The following is a 26,129-nucleotide window of genomic DNA, read 5'->3' as shown; positions in this document are numbered from 1 at the left end:
GATACGGCTGTGAAACCCGGAGCGCCTAGCTTCAGTGGCATCACCACGGAGAAGGAGCGGGCATGACGCAGATCGACTGGAGTCTCGGTGAGTACGAGTGGACGGCGGCCGATCTGCTGCCGGCCGCGCAGGAACTGGTGACCGCTGCCACATTGCGAGCAGGTGAACGAGTCGTCGATCTCGGGAGCGGCACTGGAAACGTCGCACTGCTCGCCGCCGGGCAAGGAGCCGAGGTCATCGCGATAGAGCCGGCCGAGCGGCTGCGGCTTGCAGCCCAGAAGACGGCTGATCAGCGCGGGCTCAGCCTTGCGACCCGCGAGGGATCAGCCGCCGACGTCCCGCTGCCGGACGGTTCCGTTGAGGTTCTCCTCTCGAACTTCGGCTTGATCTTTGCCCCGGACGCCCACGCGGCCGGCCAGGAACTGTCCCGCGTGCTGGCTCCGGACGGCCGGATGCTGTTCACCGCCTGGCAGCCAGGCGGCTTCCTCGATCGATTGAACGCGGCACCGATGAGGGCGATCAGGCGCCTGACCGGCCGCAGCCCAGCGGCCGGGCAGTTCCACTGGCACGACCTAGACGCACTCGGCGGACTACTCACGCCGTACGGCTTCAAGGTCACCGCAACCCAGCACGAGTTGCCCCTGGTGGTCGGCTCACCGGCCGAATACTGGGAGAACCGGGTGGTGCAGCATCCGGCCGGCGCGACCTTCCGCCCATTGCTTGAGCAGGCCGGTGTACTCGGTGAGGTCCGGTCCGAGGTGATCGCGCTGCTCGAGGACGCGAGCCCGGAATTCAGCGTGAACTATGTCTTGATAGAAGCCACGCGCTAAGACATCCGGGTGGCCATGTCGGCCAGCAACGGAGCCATCCCGAGTCGCTCGGCAGTTGCCCGTACGACGTCCGCCAGCTGCCGGGCTTCGGCGCTGTCGCCGGGCGACTGCCGGTCGAGCAAGGCGCGGGCAAGTCGCCAGCGACTCAGTGCCGCCAGCGGCTCGTACCCGGCCCGTTCGTTGGACTCGACGGCTGCCCGTAGGTGCTGGACGGCCTGCTCGGTCTGCCCGCAGGCAGCCGCGGTGACACCGAGGTAGTACTGCGTCGATCCCAGGATGGTCCCGATCCCGGCTCCGGCGCAGACATGCAGCTCGGCGTTCGGCTCCAGCGCCGCGTAGGCGTGACGGGCACCGTCTTCGTCGCCGAACTCGGCGGCAGCCCAGCCACGAAGGGCTTCGAACGACATCCGGATGAAGACCGGCAGCCGGATGTCACGACGATCGGGCAGCTCACGGTAGTACTGCTCGGCGTCCGCGATCCGCCCGTGGGCGACGAGCCAGGGAACGACCAGGCTGAAGACGGAGGCCACTCGAAGCGGGTGGTCCAGGTTCGGCGGGAGCACCGCCTCGAGGTCGAAGTCGTCGCCGGTCAGGGTGCTGACCTGAGCCGGGTGCTGGACCCACATCGTCGACGACGCCAGCTCACCGGCATGCACCGAGCGGCGGATCGCCTCCCAGAGTTCGCGCCCCTCGGCGAAACGGCCGCGGGCGATGACCATCGCCGCGCGGCTCCTGGCCACGTTCCACTCGATCCCGTCGTCGCCGAGCCGGTCCAGCACCGGCCCGAGCCGCCGGAGTTCTTCCTCGGCTGCCAGACTCCGGCCGATCTGGACGAGCGCGTCGAAGGACCACAGACCGCCCCACGCCACGGCGTCCAGGTCACCCGCGCGCTCCCCCAGCGCCCGCATCCTCGACCCAAGGTCCAGCCGGTCTGCCCAGCCGTCCGGAGTGGACCTGGCCAGCTGCCGGGCGCGGTACGCCATCCGCAGGGCGCCGTCGTCCTTGATCCGCTCGGCCATCTCGAGAGCGGTCTCGCTCAGGGCGGCCATCCGGACCTCGTTGTTGTCGAAGACCGCCGCCAACGACTGCTGAGCCAGCAACTGCGCGCGCAACGGACTGTCTTCCGGCGGCAGGCCCGCCAGCGCCGCCTCACACCAGGTCCGCACCAGCGGGATCCAGCGGAAGTCCGGCGCCTCGGGCAGAGCCAGGGCGGCCCGGCCGAGCGCCTCGGCATCGCCGGCCCGACGGGCCAGCTCGGCGGCGTCCGTGCAGCGATCGATCCCGCGTTCCCAGAATCCGCTGACATACCAGGACCGGCCGGCCCCGAGCAGGAGCCGGCTCCGATCCGCACTCGGCCAACTGTCCGCCGCGACCACGATCGCCTGCTCGTACAGCTCGGCCGCGTCCTCCCAGGCCATGCCGGCGGTCGCTGCCAGCGCCGCCGCCTCAGCGGCGGCCGCAGCCTCCTCAGGCCGGCCCAGTGGCAGCGCGGCCAGCCGATGCCGCGCGATCTCCGAGACCTGGAGGGGTGTCGTCGCCTCCCGGTACTCCGCGATCCGCAGATGCAGCGCGGCCCGCTCGACCATCGGCAGATCCGCCGCCAGCACCTCACGGAGCAGGTCGTGCCGGAAGCCGAAGGTTGTCCCTTGCCTGGTCACGACGCCGATCCCCAGCGCCTGCTCGAGATCGGCCAGGATCTGGGCCACCGGCCGTCCGATCAGGGCGCCGGTGGTGACCAGGTCGATCTCGCCGCCGACCACCGCCGATGCGGCCAGCGTCCGCCGACAGCCGGCCGGAAGCGAGTGCAGATGCTGGCGGATCGCATCCCGGATCACCTCGGGAACGCCGTCGTCACCGGTCAGCACCCGCCGCCCGAGCTCGGTCACGAACAACGGGTTGCCGGCCGTCCGGTCGATGATCGAGGCAACGATTCCGGAGTCCACCGGCTGGTCGGTCAGTCCGGTCAGCAACTCCTCGACGGCGCTCGCGGACAAGCCGTCGAGCGCGAGATGACGGCCGTGCCGGCTGATCAGCGCCTGGAGTTCGGGCGCGCCGGACCGCGTCAGGAACTCCGCCGACCGGGCCGCGGCCACGATCAGTACGTCGGCCGATCGTCTGCGTTTGGCCAGCTGGCTGAGCAGGGCCAGCGACGCACTGTCAGCCCACTGCAGGTCGTCGAGGAGAATCACCAGCCCACGCGTGGCAGCACTCGCGGCCAGTAGCTCGTCGAAACGGTCGAAGAGTGCGAAGCGCCGTTCAGCGGTCAACTGGACCGCCGAACGGCCTGGCCTGAAGACCGCGCCGAACTCGCCGTCGGGATCGATGAGCTGGCGCCGGGTCTCCTGATCCGCAACCGCCGTCCACTGCCGGACCACTTCCTGCCAGGTCCAGAACGGCTGGGTCCCTTCGACGGTGCGGACACTCACGACGTCCCGGCCGTGGGCACATGCGATCCGGGCCAACTCGGCCAGCAGGCTGCTTTTGCCGATCCCGGGCTCGCCGGTGATCAACGCGAAACCACCGGTCGGCAGCAGGTCCGTCAACGCCTCGAGATCCGCGGAACGGCCGACGAAGCCAGGCTGCGCCGGCGCACTGCGAGGTGGCGCGGCGACCGGTTCCCGATCGGGCATCAGGGTCGGATCGTGGAGCAGCATCCGGCGCTCGAGGTCACGCAGTACCGGGCCTGGCTCCACTCCTAGTTCGGTGTCGAGCAGGTCTCGTACGGCGCGCAGTTCGGCCAGCGCATCGGTCTGCCGACCGCTGCGGTAGAGCGCGAGGGCGAGCAACTCGCGGCGCCTCTCGCGATAGGGGCCCGCAGCAACGGCTTCCCGTAGTACGGGGACTACTGAGGCACTGTCGCCGGTCGCGAGCTGGGCGGCTGCGGACTCCTCGACCGCGACGGCATGCAGTTCTTCCAAGCGGGCCTGGAATCCGGCGATCGCGGGCGACCCATCGAGCTCCGGCCACGGATGCCCACGCCAGAGCGCGAGTCCCGACTGATACCGGCGTACGGCGACCGCCGGTTCTCCCGCGCTGAAAGCGGCGGCCGCCTCGGTCACCAGCGTGACGAACCGGCGGTGGTCGAGATTTTCCACCGGTACGACGAGTTGGTAGCCCTGCCCGGTCCGGACAAGGTGGTCACGGGCAGCCGGCCCGAGCGCGGTCCGCAGTCGTGACACGACCACCCGCAACGCTCCTGCGGGGTCGGATGGTGGCTCGCCCGGCCAGACCAGCTCGGCCAGTTCGGAGTTGGGCACCGGGCGGGTGCTGGTGGTCAGCCCCGCCAGCAGTCGCCGCGGGACAGCTCCGGAGATCTCGACGGGCTCTCCGTCGAACTCGACCTCGATGGGCCCCAGCACCCGGCACGACAGCACCCACCGATGGTAACCACCGCCGGCATCACCTCCCCGCGGGCCGCTCCGTGGGCGGGAGATGGGAATGCAACGGATCTGAAACGGCGTCGCGGGACCTTGGGCGAAGTAGTCGTCCCACCACGAAAGGTCCTCCGACCATGTCCCGCTTGATCGCCGGTACTGCGGTGTTGCTCGCCGCCACCGCCATGACGTGCGGCCTGACCGGCTGCAAGGATTCATCGACGTCCTCCGCGCCCGCTCCGCAGGGTAGTCAGACCACCGGCGCCACCGACCCGGCCGGCGACTCCGACCAGACCCCGCCCGACGACGCCGGTACGACGCCGAGTGCGCCGGCCGACACGACGCCGGCTCCTTCCGGTGGCGGTGGAGAGGTCTGTGACGACCTGCAGTTCATCACGCAGCTGGCCGGAGACCTCCAGCAGGGCAAGGCGCCCAGCGACCGGCAAGGCACCTCCGCCCGCATCAACAAGTGGGTTCAGGAGATCCCGGCCGAGATCCAGCGCCCTGGCCAGGGGGTCACCGGGCCGATCGTCATCGCCTTGCGGCACCCCGACGCCGCCGGCGAAGTCTCCACCGACGCGGTGAAACAAGACGTGGTCGAGCTCAACGCCTGGCACGACAAGAACTGCTGACGACCACCTCACGCTCAACCGGGCGTGAACCAACCACTGGGGGAACCGAATGAACACCCCGACTCAAACCGCTGGTCGCTGTATCGATCCTCGCCGGGTTGTTGCTGACAGCAACGGCTTGCAAGGACGGCGTGAGCTCGGCAGGTGCCCCGCCGAACCAGGCGGCAACCCAGCCGGTCAAGGCTCCGGACAGCGCTCCGACAAACACGCCGCCGGACGGCAGCGACCTCCAAACGCCGCCCGATCCAGCCGGTGCCAGTACGCCGCCCGCAGACGACCCGACGCCGAGCAGCGGTCCTGCCGACCCCTACTGCAAGGTGCTCGAGAGCGTGAGCGGCGCCGGCACCACCGACGGCGACGGCAAGGACGATGGGCCGGACGCCGACAGCCCGGAGGCCATCGCCGCGGCGCAAAAGACTCTCCGCGGGATCGCCGACCAGGCGCCCGCCGAGATCAGGCCCTCGATGCAGGTCGTCGCGAATCTGCTGCCGCGGGCGGACTCGGACGATTTCAGCCAGGCCGACATGGATCAGCTCGCCGCAGCCCAGAAGATCGTCGGGCCCTGGCTGTTGAAGCACTGCCCCGGCAGCGACCTCGCCGGTCTCCGAACCTTTCACCTGTTTCAGACGAAACCCAAGGAATGAACCATGTCTCAAAATCCTTCGTTGTCCGATTGGCTCCCGGTTCTGCTGATGCTGATGCCGGCGCTGGCGGCGGGCATCGTCGGCTGCGTCGGCGACTCACCGTGTTCCGCGCGTCCGGGCCGCGTTAATACCCGCCAGGACACGGCGCTGCGTCGGTGGGACACAGCGCCGGGAGGCAGCGTTGCGACGACACGTTCAACTGGGTTCGTCAGGCGCGGCGCTGCCCCGGTTGCGTCTACCGCCGTCCCGTTGCACCGCACCGCCGGCGTGACGGCGGTAGACGTCAGCTGAGCAGGAGCGCCGACATACCTGACAGTTTTCCGCCAGTGGCTAGTTGAAGCCAAAACGGTGTGGGCGGCGGCGTGGGTTGGCAGGCTTCCGGCAATCCCTCACCGCCACTGGAGGAACTCTGTGAACCAACTGCGTCGCCGGACCGCGCTCATCGCGGCCGCCGTCCTGAGTACCGCCGCGCTGGCCACCTCGGTCGGCAGCGCGGCTCCCGCGCCATCGGGAGCACCAGCCGACAACCTGGCCACCTCGATGCGGCTGCCCAAGTTCGCCCCGGGCCGGTACGTCGTCACGCTGGCCGACAAGCCGCTCGCCACCTACCAAGGCGGCGTGGCCGGGCTGAAGGCCACGAAGCCGGCCAAGGGCAAGAAGGTCAACACCACCAGCTCCGACGCGAAGAGCTACCGCTCCTTCCTGACCAACCGGCACGACCAGATCGCCGCCAAAGTAGGCGCCAAGCCGGCCCGCCACTACTCGACCACCATCAACGCCTTCGCCGCGACCTTGTCCGGCCAGCAAGTCAGCGAGCTCAGCAAGACGCCAGGCGTCGTCGCGGTGACACCCGACCAGCTGCACATCGCACTGGACGACAAGAAGCCGACCGACTTCCTCAAGCTGTCCGGCAAGACCGGTGTGTGGTCTGCCCTGGGCGGCAATGCCCAAGCAGGTAAGGGTGTCGTGGTCGGCGTCGTCGACACCGGCATCTGGCCGGAGAGCGCCTCACTCTCCGGACCGAAGCTGGGCACCACGCCTGCTACCGCAGCGGACCCGTACCGTCCGTTCCGGTCCGGCAGCACCATCGTGATGCACAAGGCAGACGGCAGCGACTTCACTGGTTCCTGCCAGGCTGGTGAAGACTTCACTGCAGACCTGTGCAACACCAAGCTCATCAGTGCCAAGTACTTCGGCGACGCCTGGCTCGGAGCCACGCCCCCCGAGGCTCGGGCCGACTACGCCTCACCACGTGACGGCGAAGGCCACGGGACACACACTGCGACCACAGCGGCCGGCAAGGCCGGAGTGGACGTCGCAGAAGGCGGCATCAACTTCGGCACCATCTCCGGTGTCGCTCCTGCCGCCAAGATCGCCGTCTACAAGGCACTGTGGGAAGGCAAGGACGGCGTCGGCTCCGGTGGCTACACATCCGACATCCTGGCCGCGATCGACCAGGCCGTCGCCGACGGTGTCGACGTGATCAACTATTCGGTCGGCTCCATCTTCGAGTCCGCGCACACCGACCCGGTTCAGCTCGCCTTCCTTTCCGCAGCCTCGGCCGGCATCTTCGTCTCCGCAGCAGGCGGAAACTCCGGTCCGGACCCGTCCACTCTCGACAACACGTCTCCCTGGGTCACCACGGTCGGCGCGAGCACCGTGGCGCCGTACGAGGGCACAGTGACTCTGGGCAACGGAGAGAAGTACGCCGGACTGAGCACCAGCATCGCCACCAAGGTGAGCAGCAAGCCGCTGGTCACCGGTGAGGCCGCGAAGACAGCCGCCGTCACGGCGTACGACGCTTCGCAGTGTTTGCCCGACACGCTCGACCCGAGCAAGGTCGACGGGCACATCGTGGTCTGTGACCGCGGGGTCGGCGCACGAGTAGCGAAGTCGGCCGAGGTCAAGCGCGCTGGTGGAGTCGCGATGGTGCTGCTCAACCTGACCGACCAGGACATGGTCGCCGACTCCCACTCTGTGCCAACCGTGCACCTGAACACTCCTGGCTCACTGTCAGTCAAGGCGTACGCCGGTACGCCGGGCGCCACCGCCGAACTGACTCCTGGCAACCAGACGAGCCAGACCACGCCGTACCCGCAGATGGCGGACTTCTCCTCGCGCGGTCCGTCCCTGTCCAGCCACGGTGACCTGTTGAAGCCGGACATCGCCGCACCTGGCGTCAACGTGCTGGCTGCGGTCGCTCCGCCGACCAACGACGGGCACAGCTTCGCCTTCTACTCAGGCACTTCCATGGCTGCTCCGCACATCGCCGGACTCGCAGCGCTCTACCTGTCGAAGCACCCCGACTGGACTCCCATGATGGTCAAGTCCGCTCTGATGACCACCACCAGTGACGTCAAGACAGCCACTGGAGCCGTCAACAACGACCCGTTCGCCCGCGGCGCCGGTGAGGTTCAGCCGTCGCGCATGCTGGACCCGGGTCTGGTCTACGACTCTGGTGACACCGACTGGCTCGGCTACCTGGAAGGCAGCGGCGTCAACACCGGCACCGGCGTACCGGCCATCGACCCGAGCAACTACAACGCACCGTCGATCGCCGTCGGCCAGCTAGTCGGCACGCAGACCGTCACTCGCCGCGTCACCGCTATCACTGCCGGCTTGTACCGGGCGACGGTGTCTGTGCCGGGCATGAAGGCCGTCGTCACCCCGTCCATCCTGAATCTGCAGGCGGGTCAGACGAGAAGCTTCACCGTCAAGCTCACCCAGGACACAGCACCGTCCAACGAGACCACCAGCGGCTGGTTGACCTGGCAGGGCGCAGGCAAGTCGGTCCGCAGTCCGATCGTCGTCGTACCGACGTCCGTCGTTGCACCGACCGCTGTCGCAGGCTCGGGTGCCTCCGGCAAGGCGTCGTTCGACGTGACCGCGGGCAAGGCAGGTGTCCCGATCAAGTCGTACGGCGTGGTCTCGGCTCCGCTGGTTCCTGGTGCTGTTCCGGCCGGTGCAGCGGATGCTGACTTGCCGAACTACCCGGTAACGGTGACTGCTGACACCAAGGCGGTGCAGTGGAACATCAAGACGGTTGACCCGGCCGGGAGCATCTGGATGGTGCTCTACAAGGTGGTCAATGGTCAGATGCAGCTGCTGTCCTTCGAGGGCGACGGGTCGAACCAGGCCTCGGCAACGGTGGCGGCACCGGCTCCTGGAGTCTGGGGAGTACTGGCGATCACCTTGTCGAACCCGCCCGGCGCGGACACCACGCAGTACACGATGCAGACCAACGTCGTGACGGGTAGCTCTGGCAACGCCTTGAAGGTCACCCCCTCGACCACACCCGCCGCAGGCAAGCCCTTCCAGGTCACCGCATCCTGGTCCGGTCTGCCGACCAACCAGCGCTCCACTGGCTTCGTCGAGTTCCCGAACCGAGCAGGAACGGTGGTGACAATCAACTAGCAGGTCCAGTGGTTGCGATCAGCTAGCTGGGGCGGGGTCCGGGTTCGCGGCGAGCGAGCCCGGATACCTCTAGATCCAGCGGCGGCGGGCGGCTTGGACGCCCGCTTGGAACCGGGTCTGCGCGCCGAGCGCTTCCATCAGCGCGCGGACCCGGCGCTGGGTCGTCCGGGGACTGATCCGCAGGTGCCTGCTGATCTTGTCGTCGGTCGCACCGCCGGCCAGCAGGAGCAGGATGTCCCGGTCCGGTGACCGCAGCGCCGGGAACTCACCGCTGAACGGCAACCCCGGCATCGGAATCGCCAGCGCCCACAGCATCTCGAAGGTGGCGATCAGCCCGTCCAGCAGACCCGATGACCGGATCAGCAGGTGCGACTCCGCCGGCGCCCGCTTGGTCAGCCCGATCAAGACGGTGTCGTCGTCGCCGACCGCCATCTTCATCGGCACCTGGGCGAGCACCCGGCTCCGCTCCCCCGCCGACTGCAGCTCCGGCAGCACCCCCATGATGTCCTCGCTCTCGAACACCTCCGTGCCATAGATCGCCCGATACCCGACGCCCGCACTCAACCGCTCTAGTTCCAGCGCCTGCTGGCTGGACGGCGGCGTCGCGTACGGCGGGCGGTCAAGCACCCGTACTTCGCGCTTCGCGTTCTTCTGCAGCTCCTCGTAGGTCTGCAGCAGCGTCGGACCGTCCTCGATCAGCTCGACCTGGTTCCCGGTCAGCACCGGTTTGCCGCGAGAACCACGCAGCTCGTCAGCAACCCGACGCAGCCTCGAAAGTTGCGCATCCAGCTCGTCCAGCGGGTCACTGGCAGACGGCGCCGCCAACTGTTCCTCTTCGCCCCGCACCGCCCACCCAACCCATCCATGCTCACAGGATCTTCCGCCTCCACACTAAACCGGATCAGCAACCGGTTGACACCGTTGTCTCGCGCCTGGTCAGGGGTCGCAGCCAAGGCAGGGCCACCCGCGTCCGCACCGCGCACACAGGCCGTCCACACCAGCCGCCGGAAGCCACAACACTCCACCCTGCTCAGTACCACGCACTTCGCCAGCACCCGCCAACGCCTCAACCCGCGCCGAAGCACCTGGACCTGCTGGCGAGACACCAGCCTGCCCACCACCTGGAACTGGTGGCGAGAGACCGGCCTGCCGAACCGCAGGGAGCCAATGGACCTGGGTTCGGCCGCCCTGGCCGTGCACGGTCAGGAGTGCTTCGATGCCGCCCTCCCAGACGGAGGTGACCGGCCAGCGGCCACGCCAGCGCAGGATCACTGCTCCGTCGGGCCACTCGACTCCGTCTGCCAGGGTTCCCGTGCCCCGCACGCCGGACACATCGGTGTGCCGGACGAGCTGGAAGAGGCGCGGCTTCTGCTGCGTCGTGTTCTGTCGCTTCACCCTTGTAGGTTCACCGGCGCGAGCCGCGCCCACCAGGTGTGATCTGTGGGCTGTCCAACCAGCCCACAGTCCCCTGCGAATCGCCTGTAATACAAGGCGCTCGGTGCTGCGCACTGTTTTGTCGGTAGGCCCTTGTAACGTGCCCGGCACGCACCGCAACCACCAGGCGTGACCAGTGAGCCGGCCAGTCCGGCCCACAGCTCGAACGGGGGAGGATCCTGTGGCTGAGGCAGCGTTCGGCGTGCAGTTGAGGCAGTCCCGGCAAGCGGCCGCTCTGAGTCTGCGGCAACTCGCGACCCGGGTGGGATACGACCACAGCTACCTGTCCCAGGTGGAGCGCGGACAGCGACCGGGGTCGGCGCACCTCGCCCGGCTGTGCGACCGCGAGCTGAACACCGGCAGTACTCTCACCACCGCCTACCAGCAGGCGAACCCCCAGCCAGAGCAGGCGCAGGCAACCGTCCGCTCCCGGCCAACTGGAGCGACCGCACCGACCGCACCAACGCACAGTGGGCTGCCGTCGCTCGGCGCTGCCGGGCACGACCAGCACGCTCGACCGGCCCACCGGGCAGCCCTGCCGGCAACCCTGGAAGCGATCCGGCACGGGCTGGCCGAGTCGTTCAAGCAGTCGCACGCAACGGACGAGTGGCAGGCGGTCGCCGCCGATCTCGCGATGGCGTTCAGCACGACTCCACCGGGAGAGCTGCTGCCCGAGCTAGCTGCTCAGCTGCAACTGCTCCCAGCAGAGTCACCCGAGTACGCAGTACCGGCTACTGAGCTGAGCGCACTGGTCGCGCTCACGTTGACAGGACTAGGACAGGCTCGGGCTGCCCGGCGTTGGTGGTCGACCTGTCGGGCGTCTGCCGAGAGTTCCGGCGATCGGTTGGCGATGAGTCTGGTCCGCGGTTGGGAGGCGGCAGCCGGCCTCGCCGAGCGCAGGCCTCTCGGCGGCCTTCTGACTCTCTCCGACGAAGCCGTCGCACTGGCCACCGATTCACCCAGTAGTGGCGGCGTTCTCGGTGGACGAGCGGCGTGCCTGGCGCGGGCGCATGCGGACAGGGCGCTGGTTCTTGCTCAGCAGGGGCTGGCGACAACTGCCTGGGAAGCAGCAGAGGAGCTTCTCGCCGTGACTGCCGAGTTGCCTGACGAAGAGACAAGCGGGCTCTTCGGCTGGTCGGCGTACAAGGTGCATGGGATTGAAGGACAGGTCTGCGCGGAGCTGGGATACCCAGCAGCCGGCTATGTCGTGCTGGAGCGAGCGCTGGATCTGTGCCCGCTGGAGAGCAGGGTCGAGCGCGCTGAACTCGAGCTGTGTCTGGCGCGCTGTTTGATGGTCGACGGCGAGGTTGCTGCCGGGCTGGCGCTGGCGATGCGGGTGCTGGTGGAGCTGCCCGATGAGTGGCACACGCAGTACTTGTACGACGCGGGCGCGCGCGTGCTGTCCGCAGTACCGGGCAAGGAGCTTGTGCGACCTGCAGTTCGGGACTACCGCGAACTGCTCGGTCGCAGGCCGTATCTGAACCGCACTGTGGGCAGTGGGTCGAGCTATGCGGGGGCAGCGGGGTAGCGTGCCGAGAGTGACGAGTCAGAACGGGACAGCAGCAGTGGCAGACACGTGGAACTTCGAGGTCGAGCTGGCGAGCGCCCCAGCGACCGCAGACGCCCGTGCGGCGGTGCTCGCGAAGCCTGGCTTCGGGCAGTCGTTCACCGACCACATGGTGCTGGCCTCCTGGACTGAAGAGCGCGGTTGGCATGGCCAGAAGGTGATGCCGTACGGGCCACTCAAGGTGAGTCCTGCCGCCGCGGTGCTGCACTACGCGCAGGAGATCTTTGAGGGCCTCAAGGCGTACCGGCACGAGGACGGCTCGGTGTGGGCGTTCCGGCCAGAGATGAACGCCGCACGCTTCAGCCGGAGTGCGCAGCGGCTTGCCCTGCCACAGGTGCCCGAGCAGGAGTTCCTCGCGGCGCTGCGTGCGCTGGTCACCGTCGACGAGGTGTGGGTGCCTCCGGCGGGCAGCGGAGAGACGAGTCTCTACCTGCGTCCGTACATGATGGCCACCGAGGCTGCACTGAGCGTCCGGCCGGCACGTGAGGTGCTGTTCGGCGTCATCGCGTCGCCTGCAGGTCCGTACTTCGACACTGGCCCGAAGCCGGTGTCCATCTGGCTCTCGGACACCTCCATCCGGGCGACCCCGGGTGGCACAGGCGCTGCCAAGTGCGGTGGCAACTACGCAGCGAGCCTGGCGGCGTTCGCCGAAGCGACTGAGAACGGATGCAACCAGGTGATCTACCTCGACGCGGTCGAACGCCGCTGGATCGAGGAGAGCGGCAGCATGAACGTCTTCTTCGTGTACGCCGACGGGCGGATCGCCACGCCGGAGCTGTCCGGCTCGATCCTCGCCGGCGTCACTCGCGACTCGGTGCTGGAGCTCGCGGCGGACCTCGGGTACAAGGTGGAGGAGCGCCGGATCTCCGCGGACGAGTGGCGCGACGGGGTTCGCACCGGCGAGATCGCGGAGACGTTCGCCTCCGGCACGGCGGCGGTCATCACCCCGATCGGCCGAGTCGCCTGGTCCGGCGGCAACCTCCCGATCGGCGACCACTCCACCGCCGAAGGCGTCGGCCCAGTCACCTCCTCCATCCGCGCCGCCCTCCTAGACCTCCAATACGGCCGCACCCCCGACCCCCGAGGCTGGCTAGCCCGCCTCGCCTTTCCCGCGCACTTCCCCCACTGACCAACCACCAGAATCCCCCGCCCCCGCCGACCCGCCGAGCGTGAGCAGCCTCCACGCCCAGCGGTTGACCGGTGCTGGACGTCCGCGCACCGCCTCCGACGACTGGCTGATGTGCCCCGCCTGACCTGAGCGGCTGACCCACCGGCCTTGCCTGCCCTGAGCCTCCGACTCACTTCACCCGCCGCTAGCTCGCGGGCGCGGACCGCCAGACCATCAGTACTTACCCAGGTCCGGCCGCATTGGCGCCGAGGCACGCTCAGCGATCACCTCCGCCAGCTCGCCACCGCCCGCACTGATGGCCTGGCGGTCCGGCCCACTCCCCCGCCCGCACTGATGGCCTGGCGGTCCGGCCCACTCCCCCGCCCGCCTGACCTGAGAGGTGGCCCCCACACCGCTGACCTCGCGCGGGTGGCCGGCTCCCGGCCTCACGGCCCAGCCCGCCGTCTCCCCGCCTCAGCCGCCTGGGGATGGCTGCCCCGCCTCGCCTGCCACGGGCCGCCGCGCTCACTCCGCCCCGCCCGTTAGCTCGCGGAGGCGGACCGCCAGGCCATCAGTAGTCGTCCAGGGCTGGTCGTCGTGGGGTCGAGGCACGCTCAGCGGTCGCCTTCGTGGGGTCGCCATCGGTCGTACTGATGGTCTGGCGGTTCGGGGTCGGCGGATCTCCAGCGCTCACCAAGCCGGGAACTCGCGGGAGCGGACCGCCAGACCATCAGTAGTCGTCCAGACCTCAACGTCTCAGTGCCGGTGCACGCTCAGCGGGCGCCTTGGTCGGGTCGCCATCGGTTGTACTGATGGTCTGGCGGTCCGGGTTGGCGGATCTCCAGCACTCAGCAAAGGGGGAAATTGGGGGTTGGGGGCGGGGAGTTGAGCGTGGGCGGGCGGCGCGTTGGGGGGTTGGTGAGTGTTGGATGTCCGTGGAGCCGCATAGATTGGCGGCATGGCAGAGTCCAAGGCGGCCAAAGCGAAGACGCCGGCGATCGAGCTCGAGGTCGGCGACCACACGGTGCGGATCTCGAATCCGGACCGGGTCTACTTTCCCGCGCGCGGTGAGACCAAGCTCGACCTCGTCAACTACTACCTCTCCGTCGGCGACGGGATCGTGCGGGCGCTGCGCGAGCGACCCTGCATGCTGCATCGCTTCCCCTCCGGCGTCTCCGGCGAGAAGGTGCACCAGAAGCGCCTGCCGAACGGGGCACCACCGTGGATGGAGACCGTCCGCGTGCACTTCCCGCGCTACAACCGGACCGCCGACGAGCTCTGCGTGACCGAGGTCGCGCACGTCGCCTGGGCGGTGCAGATGTCGACCGTTGAGTTCCACCCCTGGAACTCCCGCCGCGCCGACACCGAGAAGCCCGACGAGTGGCGGATCGACCTGGACCCGATGCCCGACTGCCCGTTCGATCGGGTCCGCCGGGTGGCGCAGGTAGCGCACGAGGTGCTCGACGATCTCGGTGCGACGGGCTTCCCGAAGACCTCGGGCGGCTCGGGCATCCACATCTACGTGCGCATCGAACCGGAGTACGGATTCTCTGACGTACGCCGCGCCGCGCTGGCGTTCGCGCGCGAGGTGGAGCGGCGCGCGCCGGACGACGTGACGACGACCTGGTGGCGCAAGGATCGCGACCCGTCGAAGGTCTTCGTCGATTTCAATCAGAACGCCCGCGACCACACGATCGCCAGTGCGTACTCCGTGCGCGGCAACCCCGAGGGCACCGTCTCCACCCCGATCCACTGGGACGAGATCGAGACCGTCGACCCGAAGGCGTTCACGATCGCCACCGTCCCCGCCAGGTTCGCCGAACTGGGCGACCTGCACGCGACGATCGACGATACGGCGTACTCGCTCGACACCTTGATCGAGTGGGCCGACCGCGACGAACGCGAAGGCGCCGAGGAACCACCACCGCCTGAGGAGTGACACCGGGCAGCCGAGGCCGCGCGCGACCGGAGTCCCGCGCGGCCGGAGTCCCGCGCGATCAGGGTCCGCGCGATCGGGGTCCGCCCGGCCTCAGCTACTGAATGCCCAGGCGACCATCAGCGGGAACTCGGCCTGCCAGAACGGGTCGCCGTGGTCGCCGGGACGTTCGGTCAGTACGACGTCCGCGCCGGCGGCTCGGAGCGCGTCCGCCCAGCGGGTCGCGTTCGCGAGGAAGAACGGCTCCTGGGTGCCGCCGACGAGATACGTGCGCGGAAGCTGACTCGGCAACTCGGCGGGCGGTCGGTAGCCGCCGCCGGGAGAGGCCGAGAAGACGACGCCGTAGATGTCGGGATGCCTCAATCCCATCGCGAGTGAGAGCTCTCCGCTCGCCGAAACACCGCACGCGGCCGTGCGCTCGGCGGGAAGCGCGATGCCGAACCGGGAGCTCACCCACTCGCGGACATCGTTGACGAAGAAGTCCTCGTGGGCGGCGAAGCGTTCCTCGTCGAACGACGGCGAGTACTCCTGGATGCGGACCATCTCGTCCGGATCGTCCGTCCGATGGGCGCCGACGATCATCGTCGGCGGTACATCGGCCGTCTCGAGAACCCCGCCCCACTGCGCGATCAGCTGACCGTCGCCTGCGAAGACGATCGCCTCGGGTGGCTCCGGCGGCACGTACGCCGTGACTTTCCGGCCACCGTCGTACTCGAAGGTCTCAGTGATGAGCCGGTTATCCATGAGCGGTGGCACCTCGCTGTTGGGGGCGGCCCGCCAGGCCGTGATGGAGGAGGTTGGTGAGGACCTCGATCGCAGTCTCGTCGGGAATGGTGTCGCCGTTTGCCGGGTTGGTGACCAACCAGGTGTAGGCGAAACCTTCGAGGAGCGCGTTGATCGCCGAGATGTGGAGCCTCGGATCCGGCTGGGGCGCCGGGAGATGCGCGAGGTGGTCGATCATGTGGGCGTCGTCGGCGGCCATGATCTGCTGCAGCCGGCGGCCCAGCTCGGGGTCGACCATCGCGGCCTGTTTGAGCGCGACCATCTCCGGGATGTGCGCCTTGTAGAAGTTCCAGAACGCGGCGGCGTGCCACCGGATCGACTCGATCTTGCTGAAGTCCGCCTCGTGCGTCAGGTCGACATAGACCGCTTCGTCGGCCTCGATCAGCATGTCCTTCAACAGCGCCTCGAGCAGCTCTTCCTTGCCGGCGAAGTGGTTGTAGAAGGAGCCCGTCGCCCGGCCGGCCGCCGCGGTGATGTCGGTGATCTTCGTGTTCAGGTAGCCGCGCTCGGCGAAGACCTGGCGCGCGGCCTGCTTCAGCGCCGCTTCGGTCCCGGCCGCCTGTTCCTTGCGGGTTGTGGTCACCCCAGCACCTCCTCCTTGACAACGAACCCTAGTCACGTTCATAGTGAATCTAAATTCAGTGAATCATGATTCACTCAACTTGAGGAGATGTCATGCACGTTCTGGTAGCCGGCGCCGGCCCGACCGGGCTCACCCTCGCGATCGACCTGGCCCGCCGCGGCGTCGGCGTGCGGCTGATCGAGAAGGCGAGTGAGTACTTCGACGTTTCGCGCGGCGACGGCCTGCAGCCGCGGACCCTGGAAGTGTTCGACGACCTCGGGGTGATCGACGAAGTACTCGACCAGGGCATCGCGATGCCGGCGATCCGGGTCACGATCGGCGGGCAGTTCGTGGGCGAGCGCCGGATGGCCGAGCCGGTCGACCCGACGCCAGACATCCCTTACCCGAACGGGCGCATGCTCGGCCAGTCCCGCACCGAGGCGATCCTCCGGAAGCGGCTCGCGGACTTCGGCGTGGAGGTTGAACTAAGCACCGAACTCGTCGGCTTCCGCCAGACCGATGATCAAGTGATCGCCGAACTGTCGACCGGCGAGACCGTGATCGCCGACTACCTCGTCGGCGCGGACGGCGGCCGCAGCTTCGTCCGCAAGACCCTGGGCATCGCCTTCGAAGGCACCACCGACGAGTCGATCCGGATGCTGCTCGGCGACGTTTCCGCCGACGGACTCGACCACGCCTACGGCCACTGGTTCGGCAAGGCCGGCCAGCCGATGGAAGGGATCTTCCTGACCCCGCTGTCGGGCGGCGACCAATTCCAGTTCGGTACGCCGCCCGACGACGACGAACTCGACCCGACCCTGGAGACCCTGCAGGAACTGGTCGACCGGCACGCCGGTCCGGGCGTCGCCAAGTTGCGCAACCTCACCTGGTCGACGATATGGCGGCCGAATGTCCGGCTGGCCGAACGGTTCCGGGTCGGCCGGGTCTTCATCGCCGGCGACGCGGCTCACGTGCACCCGCCGACCGGCGGCCAAGGCTTGAACACTGGCGTGCAGGATGCCTACAACCTCGGCTGGAAACTCGCCGACGGCCGGGAGGAGGTGCTGGCGACATACGAGACCGAACGGCGTACGAATGCCGCTCGTGTTCTTGGGATCAGCAGTGAACTGATGCAGAAGCACCGCGACGGCGACGAGACCGCGATGGAGCGTGGCGAGAACACCCGCCAGCTGGACGTCAGTTACCGCGACCCGGCCGACACTGCGGTTCTTACCAGTGGCGACCGGGCTCCGGACTCACCGCTAGTCGATGCCTCAGGCAACAAACTGCGGCTCTTCGACCTGTTCCGTGGGCCGCACGAAACGCTGCTCCGATTCACACCGGCGACGCCTTCCGACCACCCGCACGCGGTAAACGTAGTACGGACGAACGGCCAGCCGGATTACTACGTCTCTCCTGATGCCTTCATCCACTACCACGCTGAGGACGGCGACGAGATCCTGATCCGGCCCGACGGCTACCTCGCCTAGTCATGCCGTTCCGTCGGGCCGGGGCCTGCGCCGCCTCCTAGCCTTGGAGACAGCGCCGACGGGCGTGGCCGACCTGGTCGTGAAGGGACATCGCTGCGGTCAGTCGAAGGTGATGTCCAGGGTGTGGCCGGTTTCGAGGTAGGTCTTGAGGTTGGCCAGGATCGGACCCCAGCCGTTCCGCCAGCCCTCGACCTGGTCCTCCTCGATCCGGTCGTGAACGACCTGGAGCTTGACCACGTTCGGTCCGGCCGGCTCGATCGTGAACGTCACCCGGCCGGGCTCATCGTCCTTGCGATCCTCGAGAAACTCGTTCTTGAACGTGTAGGCGAGCGTCTTCGGCTCGTCGTACGTCAGCACCTTGCCCGAGTCGGTCAGGCTGTCGTCGGCACTGTCGAAGAACCTGACCGGCGAACCGACGGTCCAATCGGATTCGATCCGCCGGCCGAACCAGTACAGCTTGGTGAATGCTCCCGAGGTGAGCGCCGCCCACAACTTCTCCGCCGTGGTCTCGATGTAGGTCACGTGCACCATCGCAGGGTTGTTCATGACTCCTCCAATGCCGCCTTCAGTGCGCTGAGGGCGCGTAGCTTGTCCTTTTCGTAGTTACTGATCCAGCGCTCAGCGATCTCATTGATCGGCACCGGATTCAAGTAGTGATACTTCTGCCGCCCCCGTCGCAGCGTCACCACCAGCCCAGCCTCCTCGAGCAACCGCAGATGCTTCGTCACGCCTTGCCGGGTCAGCGCGGGCAACTGCTCACACAACTCCCCCAGGGTCTGCCCGTTCCGATCCCGCAAGGCATCCAGCAACTGCCGGCGGCCGGCATCCGCCAGCGCCTTGAACACCAGATCCACGTCTTCACAATAGGCAACCTTTTAGTTGCCTGTCAATCGGTACGACGCCTTGGAGGTCGAACGTGCTTTGTCAGGCGGTGCGGGAGATCTGGTCCTGGATCTCGAACTCCAAGCCGTGAGCCTCGGCCAGGTAGACGTCCTGGGTGACCAGGTTGCCGTCGAGGCGGACCAGGCCGCGTGGGCTGTCGTAGAAGGCGTTCGGCGGCAAGCCGGCGAGCGCGTCGATGGAGATCGAGCCGGTGAGATCGCCGAGCCGGGCCAGGAACCGGATCGCCTCGTAGCAGGATTCGCCGATGGCATTGAGCGCCGGAGCCCAGGGGCCGAAGCGAGCGTGGTACTCGCGGGCGAACTCGCCGCTCTCGACGGTACTGAGCGCATCGAAGTACGCCGCCGCGGCATACAGGCCGTCGTTGGCTCCGGAGCCTGCGCCGAGCAGGGTGTTCTCCTCGATTGCAGGGCTTAATCTCAGGAGTCGATCACTGAGTCCGGCCCGCGCGAACTGGCGGTTGAAGTGGACGGCATCCTGGCCCATCAGCAACATGATCACGCCGTCGACATCGCCATTGTCGAGACCCTGGAGAACGGGCCGGAAGTCCGTGGTGCCGAGGGCAACGAAATCAGTCCGTACTACGGACGAACCCGTTCCCTGCAAGGCTTTGATCGTCGTCTCGGTCGTGACGCGAGGGTAGATGTAGTCATTGCCGACGACGGCCCAGCGGCGTACGCCGTGCTGTTCGCGGATCCATCGAGTTGCCGGGAGCAACTGGTTGACCGGGCGTTCGCCGAGCATGAACACGCCCGGGGTGTTGTCGTTGCCTTCATGCATGGCAGCGAACGCATAGACGACCCGGCCGCCGATCCGCTTCGTGAGAGCAACGCGTACGGCGGAGATGTGCCAGCCGGCGACGGCATCCACCTGGCCGGAATCGACCAGCCGGTCGACCTCCTCGGCGACGACGTCCGGAGGCCTGCCGGCGTCGACGTGGACGAGCTCGATCCTTCGGCCGGCGATGCCTTTGTGTGCATTGAGTTGCTCGACTGCCAGCTGACCGCAGGCCAGGCAAGAGGGCCCGTAGATCCCGGTCGGCCCTTGCTGAGGCACGACGAAGGCGATCGAGACCACCTCTGATCCGGGCATGCCGACCAGTGTGGTCCAACCGGGCGCGATTCTCCGAGCACTGAGCTATATTCACCGCACTGTGAGACGCCCAACGGCCGGCGCGTGCCGACGGGCGTGCGGCGTACCGGCGTACGGCGTACCGGCGTACGGCGTACCGGGTGAGGCTTTTCGTGAGGCACGGGGAGGATCTGATGGCGGTCAGCCTGCTGTTGCAGCTGAAACAGGCCGAGCGGCGGATCGAACTCGGCCTGCTTCCGCTGCTGGAGGAGTTCGAGCTGACGATCGAGCAGTGGCGGGTGATGTCGGCTCTGCACGAGGAGCCCGGGCAGCCGATGACCACGCTCGCCGAGAACGCCGTACTGCCTCCCGCCAGCCTGACCCGCCACGTCGACAAGTTGGTGGAGCGCGGTCTCGTACTGCGGCGCATCCACCACGACGACCGGCGTCGGGTCGTCGCCGCCCTCTCCCCCGTCGGCCTGACGGTCGCTTCACGGATCTCGGGCGAGGAGCAGCGGATCGCCCCGGCCGCCCTCGCCGACAGCGCTGAGCCACGCCTGACCGAATTACTTCCAGATGGAAATACACGACCGTAGCTGTTCGGCAACACTGCGGAAACATGCCGCTCTTAGGTTCCTTCCATTCGGGTGCATCGCCGGCCGGCAGCGTCGCCGGCCCTAGCTGCACCCACCCGCCCGAAGGTGCCGCAGGAGTTCGTCATGACCGCAGAACCCGCGTTGGACGCCCCCACCGTTGCTGAGCCCAGCACCGCCACCCGCGAGACGCTCGAGGACTACACCCTCCGGTTCGCGCCGCGCAGTTACCGCAAGTGGTCCACCGGCGTCGTCGCCGTCTCGGCCCTGGGCGGCATCGCCTACCTGGCCGACTTCGCCATCGGTGCCAACATCGGCATCTCCTACGGCACCACGAACGCGCTCTGGGGGATCGCGATCTTCGCCGTCGTCATCTTCGCGACCGGCCTGCCGCTGGCGTACTACGCGGCGCGCTACAACATCGATCTCGACCTGATCACCCGCGGCAGCGGTTTCGGGTACTACGGGTCGGTCGTCACCAACGTGATCTTCGCGTCGTTCACGTTCATCTTCTTCGCGCTCGAGGGCTCGATCATGGCCCAAGGCTTGAAATTAGGCCTGCACATACCCCTCGCGCTCGGCTACGCCGTCTCGACGATGGTGATCTTTCCGCTGGTGATCTATGGCATGAAAGTACTGTCCACGCTGCAGGTCTGGACGACGCCGCTGTGGTTGCTGCTGATGGTGCTGCCCTTCGTCTATCTCGTGGTCTCGCACCCTGATTCGGTCTCGTCGTTCTTCGATTATCGGGGCGAGAGCGGTTCGAGCACCGACCTCGGGTCGATGCTGCTGGCGGCCGGGGTCTGCCTGTCGCTCATCGCGCAGATCGCCGAGCAGATCGACTATCTGCGGTTCATGCCGCCGAAGACGCCCGAAAATTCGCGTCGCTGGTGGACCGCCGTACTGCTGGCCGGTCCGGGCTGGGTGATCTTCGGGGCGATCAAGCAGGTCATCGGGTTGTTCCTCGCCGTCTACATCATCGCCAATGTCGCGGACGGGGCGACCGTCGCGAACGAGCCGGTGCATCAGTTCCTGGAGATCTACCGTGGTTTCCTGCCGGGCTGGCTGGCGATGACGCTGGCCGTCGTCCTGGTCGTGATCAGCCAGGTGAAGATCAACGTCACCAACGCGTACTCCGGATCGCTGGCCTGGACGAACTCGTACACCCGGTTGACCCGGCACTACCCCGGCCGGCTCGTCTTCCTCGGCTTGAACTTGGTGATCGCCTTAGTGCTGATGGAAGCCAACATGTTCGACTTCCTCAACACGATCCTCGGGTTCTACGCGAACTGCGGGATGGCGTGGATCGTGGTCGTTGCCTCCGACATCGTCTTCAACAAGTACCTGCTGAAGATCTCCCCCAAGGCACCGGAGTTCCGTCGCGGCATGCTTTATGCCGTGAACCCGGTCGGCTTCGTCTCGATGGCTGTCGCTGCCGGGGTGTCGATCCTGGTGTTCTTCGGCGGGCTCGGGTCCGGGATCAAGCCGTACTCGCCGCTGGTGGCGATCGTGCTGGCGCTTGTGCTGCCCCCGGTGCTGGCGATCGCGACGAAGGGCCGGTACTACCTACGGCGTACGAGCGACGGGATCGACTTGCCGATGTACGACGAGCACGGGAACCCGTCGGGCGCAGTACTGTCTTGCCATGTCTGTCGGCAGGACTACGAGCGGCCGGACATGACGGCCTGCGAGACGCACGACGCCGCGGTCTGCTCGCTCTGCCTCAGCACCGACAAGGTATCCGACCACGTACTTCCGGAGAACGCGTGAACTTCACCCCGGCGGAGGTCGAGAAGCTCCTCCTCTCCATGGCCGGCCTGGTCGCCCGCGACCGGCTGGCCCGAGGAGTGCTCCTCAACCACTCCGAAGCCGTCGCCCTGCTCAGCACCTGGGTCATCGAACGAGCCCGCGAAGGCGCCCGCGTCGCCGACCTCATGACGGAAGGCCGCACGGTCCTCACCCGCGACCAGGTCATGCCCGGCGTCGCCGAGCTCCTCACAGACGTCCAGGTAGAAGCAACCTTCCCGGACGGCCGCAAACTCGTCACTATCCACAGCCCCATCATCTGATCCGGAGCACCATGCCGAACGAGATTAGACTTAGCAATGAAGGTCAGAGGGCGCACAACCGCAGGCAACCCGGACCATTCGACGACCGCGTTCTCGCGAACCCGGACGTCCAGCCAGGATGGCGACGATGACGGCGGCTCGTGCGGACGGCCCCGGGGCGATCCGAGTGGCACCAGGCACGATCGTTCTCAACGCCGACCGGACTGATGCCGAGCGGCTGACTCTGGTGATCCTCAACACCGGCGACCGCCCGGTGCAGATCGGCTCGCATCTGCATCTACCCGACGCCAACTCCGCGCTGGACTTCGACCGGACCGCAGCCCTGGGGTTCCGCCTGGACATTCCCTCCGGCACCTCGCAGCGCTTCGAACCAGGTGCTTCGCGGGAGGTTGCGGCGGTCGCACTCCGTGGTCTCCGCCGGGTGCCGGGTATCCAGGTGAAGGAATCAGACGCCGGCCAGCTTCCATCAGGTGGAGCCAACCATGGTTGAGATTTCTCGGGCGGCGTATGCGGCGCTGTACGGGCCGACTGTTGGGGACCAGGTGCGGTTGGCGGACACCGATCTGTGGGTCGCGGTCGAGCAGGACCTGACCGTAGGTGGGGAGGAGGTGGTGTTCGGGGGCGGGAAGTCGATCCGGGAGTCGATGGCGCAGGGTACGGCGACTCGTGCGGAAGGCGCGCCGGATACCGTCATCACGAACGTCCTGGTCCTCGACTGGTGGGGCATCGTGCGGGCGGACGTGGGGATCCGGGACGGGCGGATCGTGGCGCTCGGGCGAGCGGGGAATCCCGACATCGCCGACGGGGTGCATCCGGATCTGAGGATCGGGCCGTCGACGGACATCATCGCGGGTGAGGGACGGATCCTGACCGCCGGAGGGATCGATTCCCACGTGCACCTGCTGTCACCATCGCAGCTGCATGAGGCGCTCGCGACCGGTACGACCACGGTCGTCGGCGGCGGAACAGGGCCGAGCGAGGGGTCGAAGGCGACGACTGTCACGCCGGGTGCGTGGCACCTGGAGCAGATGCATCGGAGCCTCGACGCGTTTCCGCTCAACGTGCTGCTGCTGGGCAAGGGCAACACGGTCAGCGCGGAAGCGCTTGCTGAGCAGGCGTTGGCGGGCGCTGCTGGGTTCAAGGTGCATGAGGACTGGGGATCTACGCCGGCCGCGATCGACACCGCGTTGAAGGCGGCCGATGACTGGGGGCTTCAGGTCGCGCTGCACGCCGACAGCTTGAACGAAGCCGGCTTCGTCGAGTCGACGCTTGGCGCGATCGCGGGACGTTCGATCCACGCGTTCCACGTCGAGGGTGCGGGCGGCGGACACGCACCCGACATCCTGAGCATCGCGGCCGAGCCCCATGTCATCCCCGGCTCCACCAACCCGACTCTGCCGCACACCGTCAACACCGTCGCTGAGCATCTCGACATGTTGATGGTCTGTCATCACCTCAGCCCGGATGTGCCGGAGGACCTGGCCTTCGCCGAGTCCCGAATTCGTGCGACGACGATCGCGGCCGAGGACATCCTGCATGACCTCGGTGCTCTGTCCGTCACGTCGTCGGACGCGCAGGCGATGGGGCGGATCGGCGAGGTGATCACCCGTACGTGGCAGGTGGCGCACGTGATGAAGGCTCGTCGTGGCCACCTCGGGTCCGGCCCTGCCGACAACGAACGCGCTCGGCGGTACATCGCGAAGTACACGATCAATCCTGCCGTTGCCCACGGCATCGATCATGTGGTGGGCTCGGTCGAGGCCGGGAAGCTGGCCGATCTGGTGTTGTGGGATCCGCGGTTCTTCGGGGTGCGGCCGGCGCTGGTGATCAAGGGCGGCTCCATCGCCTGGGCTGCGCTGGGTGATCCGAACGCGTCCATTCCGACGCCGCAGCCGGGGTTGATGCGGCCGGCGTTCGGCGATGCGATCGGCGCCGATCTCTCGTTCTCCTTCGTTTCGCCGGCGGCGCTCGATGACGGCTTAGCCGAAAGGCTTCAACTAAGGCGGAAACTGGCTGCGGTACGGCCGACGCGTGACGTCGGCAAGGCGCAGATGAAGAACAACGACGCGCTGCCGTCCATCGACATCGACCCGGAGACGTTCGCGATCAAGGTCGATGGCGATCTGATCGAACCCGCACCGGCTGACGTTCTGCCGTTGGCCCAGCTCTACAACTTGTTCTGATGGGTTCCCCTGAGCTGGTCGCGCTGATGCTGGCCGATGGCCGGTTGCCGACGGGTGGGCATACGCAATCGGCCGGCCTTGAGCCCGCAGTACGGGCTGGGCTGGGTGGGGAAGGGCAGCGGTTGGCGGAGGTTGCCGACTATGCCCGGGATCGGCTTCGGACGATCACGCGGGTCGAGGCGGCGGTCGGTGTTGTCGCGCGGGCTGTTGCACTCAACGGCGAGCCGGTCGCGGCTGTCGAAGCGGCTTGGGCAGCTCGAACACCAAGCCATGTATTAAGGGCTGCATCGAGACGCCAAGGCCGCGCCTATCTCAGGCTTGCGACCCGCGTGTGGCCGGAGGTGCTCAAACATCTGCGAGCCGATACCGAGATGGCACGACCGGTCGTGATCGGAGTGGTTGCCGCCGTCAACGATCTGACGGCGGAGCAGACGGCACGGCTGATCGGGTACGACGACGCGCAGAGCGTGGTGGCGGCGTCGCTCAAGCTGTTGCCGGTGGATCCGGCGGAGGCTGCGAGCTGGCTGGCTGGGCTTCACCAGTCGATTGAAGACTTGATTCAAGCCGTCGCCGAACTGACGGTGCCGGACGACATCCCGGCGTACGGCGCTCCGCTGGTGGACGCCTTCGCCCAAGCTCATGCTGCCGAGAGAATGAGGTTGTTCCATGCCTGATACGAACCGATCGTTTCGTCTGGGAGTCGCTGGTCCGGTCGGTACCGGCAAGAGTTCGTTGATCGCGATGGTCTGCCGCGAACTGGCCTCGGAACTTCAGCTCGGTGTGATCACCAACGACATCTACACCGACGAGGATGCGCGGTTACTGCGGTCGGCGGGAGTGCTGGATCCCGAGCGTATCCGCGCGGTGGAGACCGGAGCTTGCCCGCACACGGCGATCCGGGACGATGTGACGCCGAATCTGATCGCGGTCGAGGACCTCGAGCGCGACTTCGCTCCGCTGGACGTCGTCCTGGTCGAATCCGGCGGCGACAACCTGACCGCGACCTTCTCCCCCGCGCTCGTCGACGCGCAGATCTTCGTCCTCGACGTCGCCGGTGGCGGCGACGTCGCCCGCAAGGGTGGACCGGGTATCGCACGCGCCGATCTCCTAGTGGTGAACAAGACAGACCTCGCTCCGTACGTCGGCGTCGACGTACCCCAGATGGTCAAGGACGCCGAGGCCGCCCGCGGGGGCAAACCGGTGCTGGCGTTGTCGAGAACCGACCTGGAATCGGTGGCGAAGCTCAAGCAATGGGTTCTCGCGATGACCGACGTCGTCCGCAGCGGCCACCACACACCGGTCGATCCAGGGCCGATGGCACCCCATTCGCACGTGGGTGAAGACGGCGTACTGATCAGCCATACCCACGCCCACTCGCACGACGAGCAGGCCGATCCTCACGCTGCAATCGGTGAACACCACGCCGGACTCAGCGCGGCTTCTGCAGACGGTGACCGAGTCGGTGCCTAGGTGAAGCTCGCGGAGCTGAGTGCTGCATATTCGGTGGACGTCGGGCGAGGTGGTACTCGTGTGAAGGGC

General features: G+C 67.5%; 22 protein-coding genes. 15 read left to right on the top strand and 7 right to left on the bottom strand.

The window, feature by feature from the left end; all coding sequences use genetic code 11:
* Nucleotides 1-62: 62 nt before the first annotated feature.
* Complete coding sequence (locus tag ABZ004_RS23315; protein WP_355682660.1) at nucleotides 63-830, top strand: class I SAM-dependent methyltransferase; 768 nt, start codon at nucleotides 63-65, stop codon at nucleotides 828-830.
* On the opposite strand, the gene ABZ004_RS23310 is transcribed toward ABZ004_RS23315, so the two are convergent.
* A complete protein-coding gene (locus ABZ004_RS23310; protein ID WP_355682658.1) occupies nucleotides 827-4,204 on the bottom strand; it encodes a BTAD domain-containing putative transcriptional regulator in 3,378 nt (1,125 codons plus the stop codon). The two genes, ABZ004_RS23315 and ABZ004_RS23310, sit on opposite strands and share 4 nt — an antisense overlap.
* Before the next feature lie 137 nt (nucleotides 4,205-4,341).
* On the opposite strand from ABZ004_RS23310, the gene ABZ004_RS23305 reads away from it, so the two are divergent.
* From ABZ004_RS23305 to ABZ004_RS23295, 3 genes are all read left to right on the top strand, one after another.
* Nucleotides 4,342-4,836 carry a hypothetical protein gene (locus tag ABZ004_RS23305; RefSeq protein ID WP_355682656.1) on the top strand — a complete coding sequence of 165 codons (495 nt, stop codon included), beginning with the start codon at nucleotides 4,342-4,344 and terminating at the stop codon, nucleotides 4,834-4,836.
* Nucleotides 4,837-4,967: 131 nt separating this feature from the next.
* Nucleotides 4,968-5,480 carry a hypothetical protein gene (locus ABZ004_RS23300; RefSeq protein WP_355682655.1) on the top strand — a complete coding sequence of 171 codons (513 nt, stop codon included), beginning with the start codon at nucleotides 4,968-4,970 and terminating at the stop codon, nucleotides 5,478-5,480.
* A 411-nt stretch (nucleotides 5,481-5,891) separates the two neighbouring features.
* The gene (locus ABZ004_RS23295) at nucleotides 5,892-8,894 is read left to right on the top strand and encodes a S8 family serine peptidase (RefSeq protein WP_355682654.1); all 3,003 of its coding nucleotides are present in this window, start codon (nucleotides 5,892-5,894) and stop codon (nucleotides 8,892-8,894) included.
* Between the two features lie 69 nt (nucleotides 8,895-8,963).
* Here the strand turns inward: ABZ004_RS23295 and ABZ004_RS23290 are convergent, their stop codons facing one another.
* Nucleotides 8,964-9,719 (bottom strand): helix-turn-helix transcriptional regulator, encoded by a 756-nt coding sequence (locus ABZ004_RS23290; RefSeq protein ID WP_355682653.1) that lies wholly within the window; start codon nucleotides 9,717-9,719, stop codon nucleotides 8,964-8,966.
* Between the two features lie 790 nt (nucleotides 9,720-10,509).
* On the opposite strand from ABZ004_RS23290, the gene ABZ004_RS23285 reads away from it, so the two are divergent.
* The 3 genes from ABZ004_RS23285 to ligD all read left to right on the top strand — a co-directional run bounded on the left by ABZ004_RS23285 (nucleotide 10,510) and on the right by ligD (nucleotide 14,942).
* Nucleotides 10,510-11,856 (top strand): helix-turn-helix transcriptional regulator, encoded by a 1,347-nt coding sequence (locus ABZ004_RS23285; RefSeq protein ID WP_355682651.1) that lies wholly within the window; start codon nucleotides 10,510-10,512, stop codon nucleotides 11,854-11,856.
* A gap of 10 nt (nucleotides 11,857-11,866) precedes the next feature.
* Nucleotides 11,867-13,024, top strand: a complete 1,158-nt coding sequence (locus ABZ004_RS23280) for a branched-chain amino acid aminotransferase (protein ID WP_355682649.1) — start codon at nucleotides 11,867-11,869, stop codon at nucleotides 13,022-13,024.
* Between the two features lie 937 nt (nucleotides 13,025-13,961).
* Nucleotides 13,962-14,942, top strand: a complete 981-nt coding sequence (gene ligD, locus ABZ004_RS23275) for a non-homologous end-joining DNA ligase (protein WP_355682647.1) — start codon at nucleotides 13,962-13,964, stop codon at nucleotides 14,940-14,942.
* Nucleotides 14,943-15,032: 90 nt separating this feature from the next.
* Here the strand turns inward: ligD and ABZ004_RS23270 are convergent, their stop codons facing one another.
* Both ABZ004_RS23270 and ABZ004_RS23265 read right to left on the bottom strand, forming a co-directional pair.
* A complete protein-coding gene (locus ABZ004_RS23270; RefSeq protein WP_355682645.1) occupies nucleotides 15,033-15,683 on the bottom strand; it encodes an alpha/beta hydrolase-fold protein in 651 nt (216 codons plus the stop codon).
* Nucleotides 15,676-16,305, bottom strand: a complete 630-nt coding sequence (locus ABZ004_RS23265) for a TetR/AcrR family transcriptional regulator (RefSeq protein ID WP_355682644.1) — start codon at nucleotides 16,303-16,305, stop codon at nucleotides 15,676-15,678. Before ABZ004_RS23265 ends, ABZ004_RS23270 begins: the two co-directional genes overlap by 8 nt.
* A 92-nt stretch (nucleotides 16,306-16,397) precedes the next feature.
* On the opposite strand from ABZ004_RS23265, the gene ABZ004_RS23260 reads away from it, so the two are divergent.
* On the top strand, nucleotides 16,398-17,774 hold the full coding sequence (locus tag ABZ004_RS23260; protein ID WP_355682642.1) for an FAD-dependent monooxygenase: 1,377 nt from the start codon (nucleotides 16,398-16,400) through the stop codon (nucleotides 17,772-17,774).
* Nucleotides 17,775-17,873: 99 nt separating this feature from the next.
* On the opposite strand, the gene ABZ004_RS23255 is transcribed toward ABZ004_RS23260, so the two are convergent.
* The 3 genes from ABZ004_RS23255 to ABZ004_RS23245 form a co-directional block, all read right to left on the bottom strand.
* A complete protein-coding gene (locus ABZ004_RS23255) occupies nucleotides 17,874-18,320 on the bottom strand; it encodes an SRPBCC family protein (RefSeq protein ID WP_355682640.1) in 447 nt (148 codons plus the stop codon).
* Nucleotides 18,317-18,628 (bottom strand): helix-turn-helix domain-containing protein, encoded by a 312-nt coding sequence (locus ABZ004_RS23250; RefSeq protein ID WP_355682639.1) that lies wholly within the window; start codon nucleotides 18,626-18,628, stop codon nucleotides 18,317-18,319. Before ABZ004_RS23250 ends, ABZ004_RS23255 begins: the two co-directional genes overlap by 4 nt.
* 70 nt (nucleotides 18,629-18,698) lie before the next feature.
* Nucleotides 18,699-19,766, bottom strand: a complete 1,068-nt coding sequence (locus tag ABZ004_RS23245; protein ID WP_355682637.1) for a substrate-binding domain-containing protein — start codon at nucleotides 19,764-19,766, stop codon at nucleotides 18,699-18,701.
* 173 nt (nucleotides 19,767-19,939) lie between these two features.
* Here ABZ004_RS23245 and ABZ004_RS23240 point away from each other — a divergent pair, with 173 nt between their 5' ends.
* The 7 genes from ABZ004_RS23240 to ureG all read left to right on the top strand — a co-directional run bounded on the left by ABZ004_RS23240 (nucleotide 19,940) and on the right by ureG (nucleotide 26,060).
* Complete coding sequence (locus tag ABZ004_RS23240) at nucleotides 19,940-20,341, top strand: MarR family transcriptional regulator (protein WP_355682635.1); 402 nt, start codon at nucleotides 19,940-19,942, stop codon at nucleotides 20,339-20,341.
* 123 nt (nucleotides 20,342-20,464) lie between these two features.
* Nucleotides 20,465-22,108 carry a hypothetical protein gene (locus ABZ004_RS23235; RefSeq protein ID WP_355682633.1) on the top strand — a complete coding sequence of 548 codons (1,644 nt, stop codon included), beginning with the start codon at nucleotides 20,465-20,467 and terminating at the stop codon, nucleotides 22,106-22,108.
* Complete coding sequence (locus ABZ004_RS23230) at nucleotides 22,105-22,407, top strand: urease subunit gamma (RefSeq protein ID WP_355682631.1); 303 nt, start codon at nucleotides 22,105-22,107, stop codon at nucleotides 22,405-22,407. The genes ABZ004_RS23235 and ABZ004_RS23230 overlap by 4 nt, the downstream gene beginning before the upstream one ends.
* Nucleotides 22,408-22,534: 127 nt before the next feature.
* On the top strand, nucleotides 22,535-22,897 hold the full coding sequence (ureB, locus tag ABZ004_RS23225; RefSeq protein WP_355682629.1) for an urease subunit beta: 363 nt from the start codon (nucleotides 22,535-22,537) through the stop codon (nucleotides 22,895-22,897).
* Nucleotides 22,890-24,590 carry an urease subunit alpha gene (locus ABZ004_RS23220; protein ID WP_355682627.1) on the top strand — a complete coding sequence of 567 codons (1,701 nt, stop codon included), beginning with the start codon at nucleotides 22,890-22,892 and terminating at the stop codon, nucleotides 24,588-24,590. Before ureB ends, ABZ004_RS23220 begins: the two co-directional genes overlap by 8 nt.
* Nucleotides 24,590-25,264 carry an urease accessory UreF family protein gene (locus ABZ004_RS23215; protein WP_355682625.1) on the top strand — a complete coding sequence of 225 codons (675 nt, stop codon included), beginning with the start codon at nucleotides 24,590-24,592 and terminating at the stop codon, nucleotides 25,262-25,264. The genes ABZ004_RS23220 and ABZ004_RS23215 overlap by 1 nt, the downstream gene beginning before the upstream one ends.
* The gene (gene ureG / locus ABZ004_RS23210) at nucleotides 25,257-26,060 is read left to right on the top strand and encodes an urease accessory protein UreG (RefSeq protein WP_355682623.1); all 804 of its coding nucleotides are present in this window, start codon (nucleotides 25,257-25,259) and stop codon (nucleotides 26,058-26,060) included. The genes ABZ004_RS23215 and ureG overlap by 8 nt, the downstream gene beginning before the upstream one ends.
* The last annotated feature ends 69 nt before the right edge of the window (nucleotides 26,061-26,129 follow it).

This window comes from Kribbella sp. NPDC006257, from assembly GCF_040613535.1.
Lineage (GTDB): Bacteria > Actinomycetota > Actinomycetes > Propionibacteriales > Kribbellaceae > Kribbella.
The sequence above is the reverse complement of the archived record's forward strand: the minus strand, read 5'-3'. Positions and strand labels throughout refer to the sequence as shown.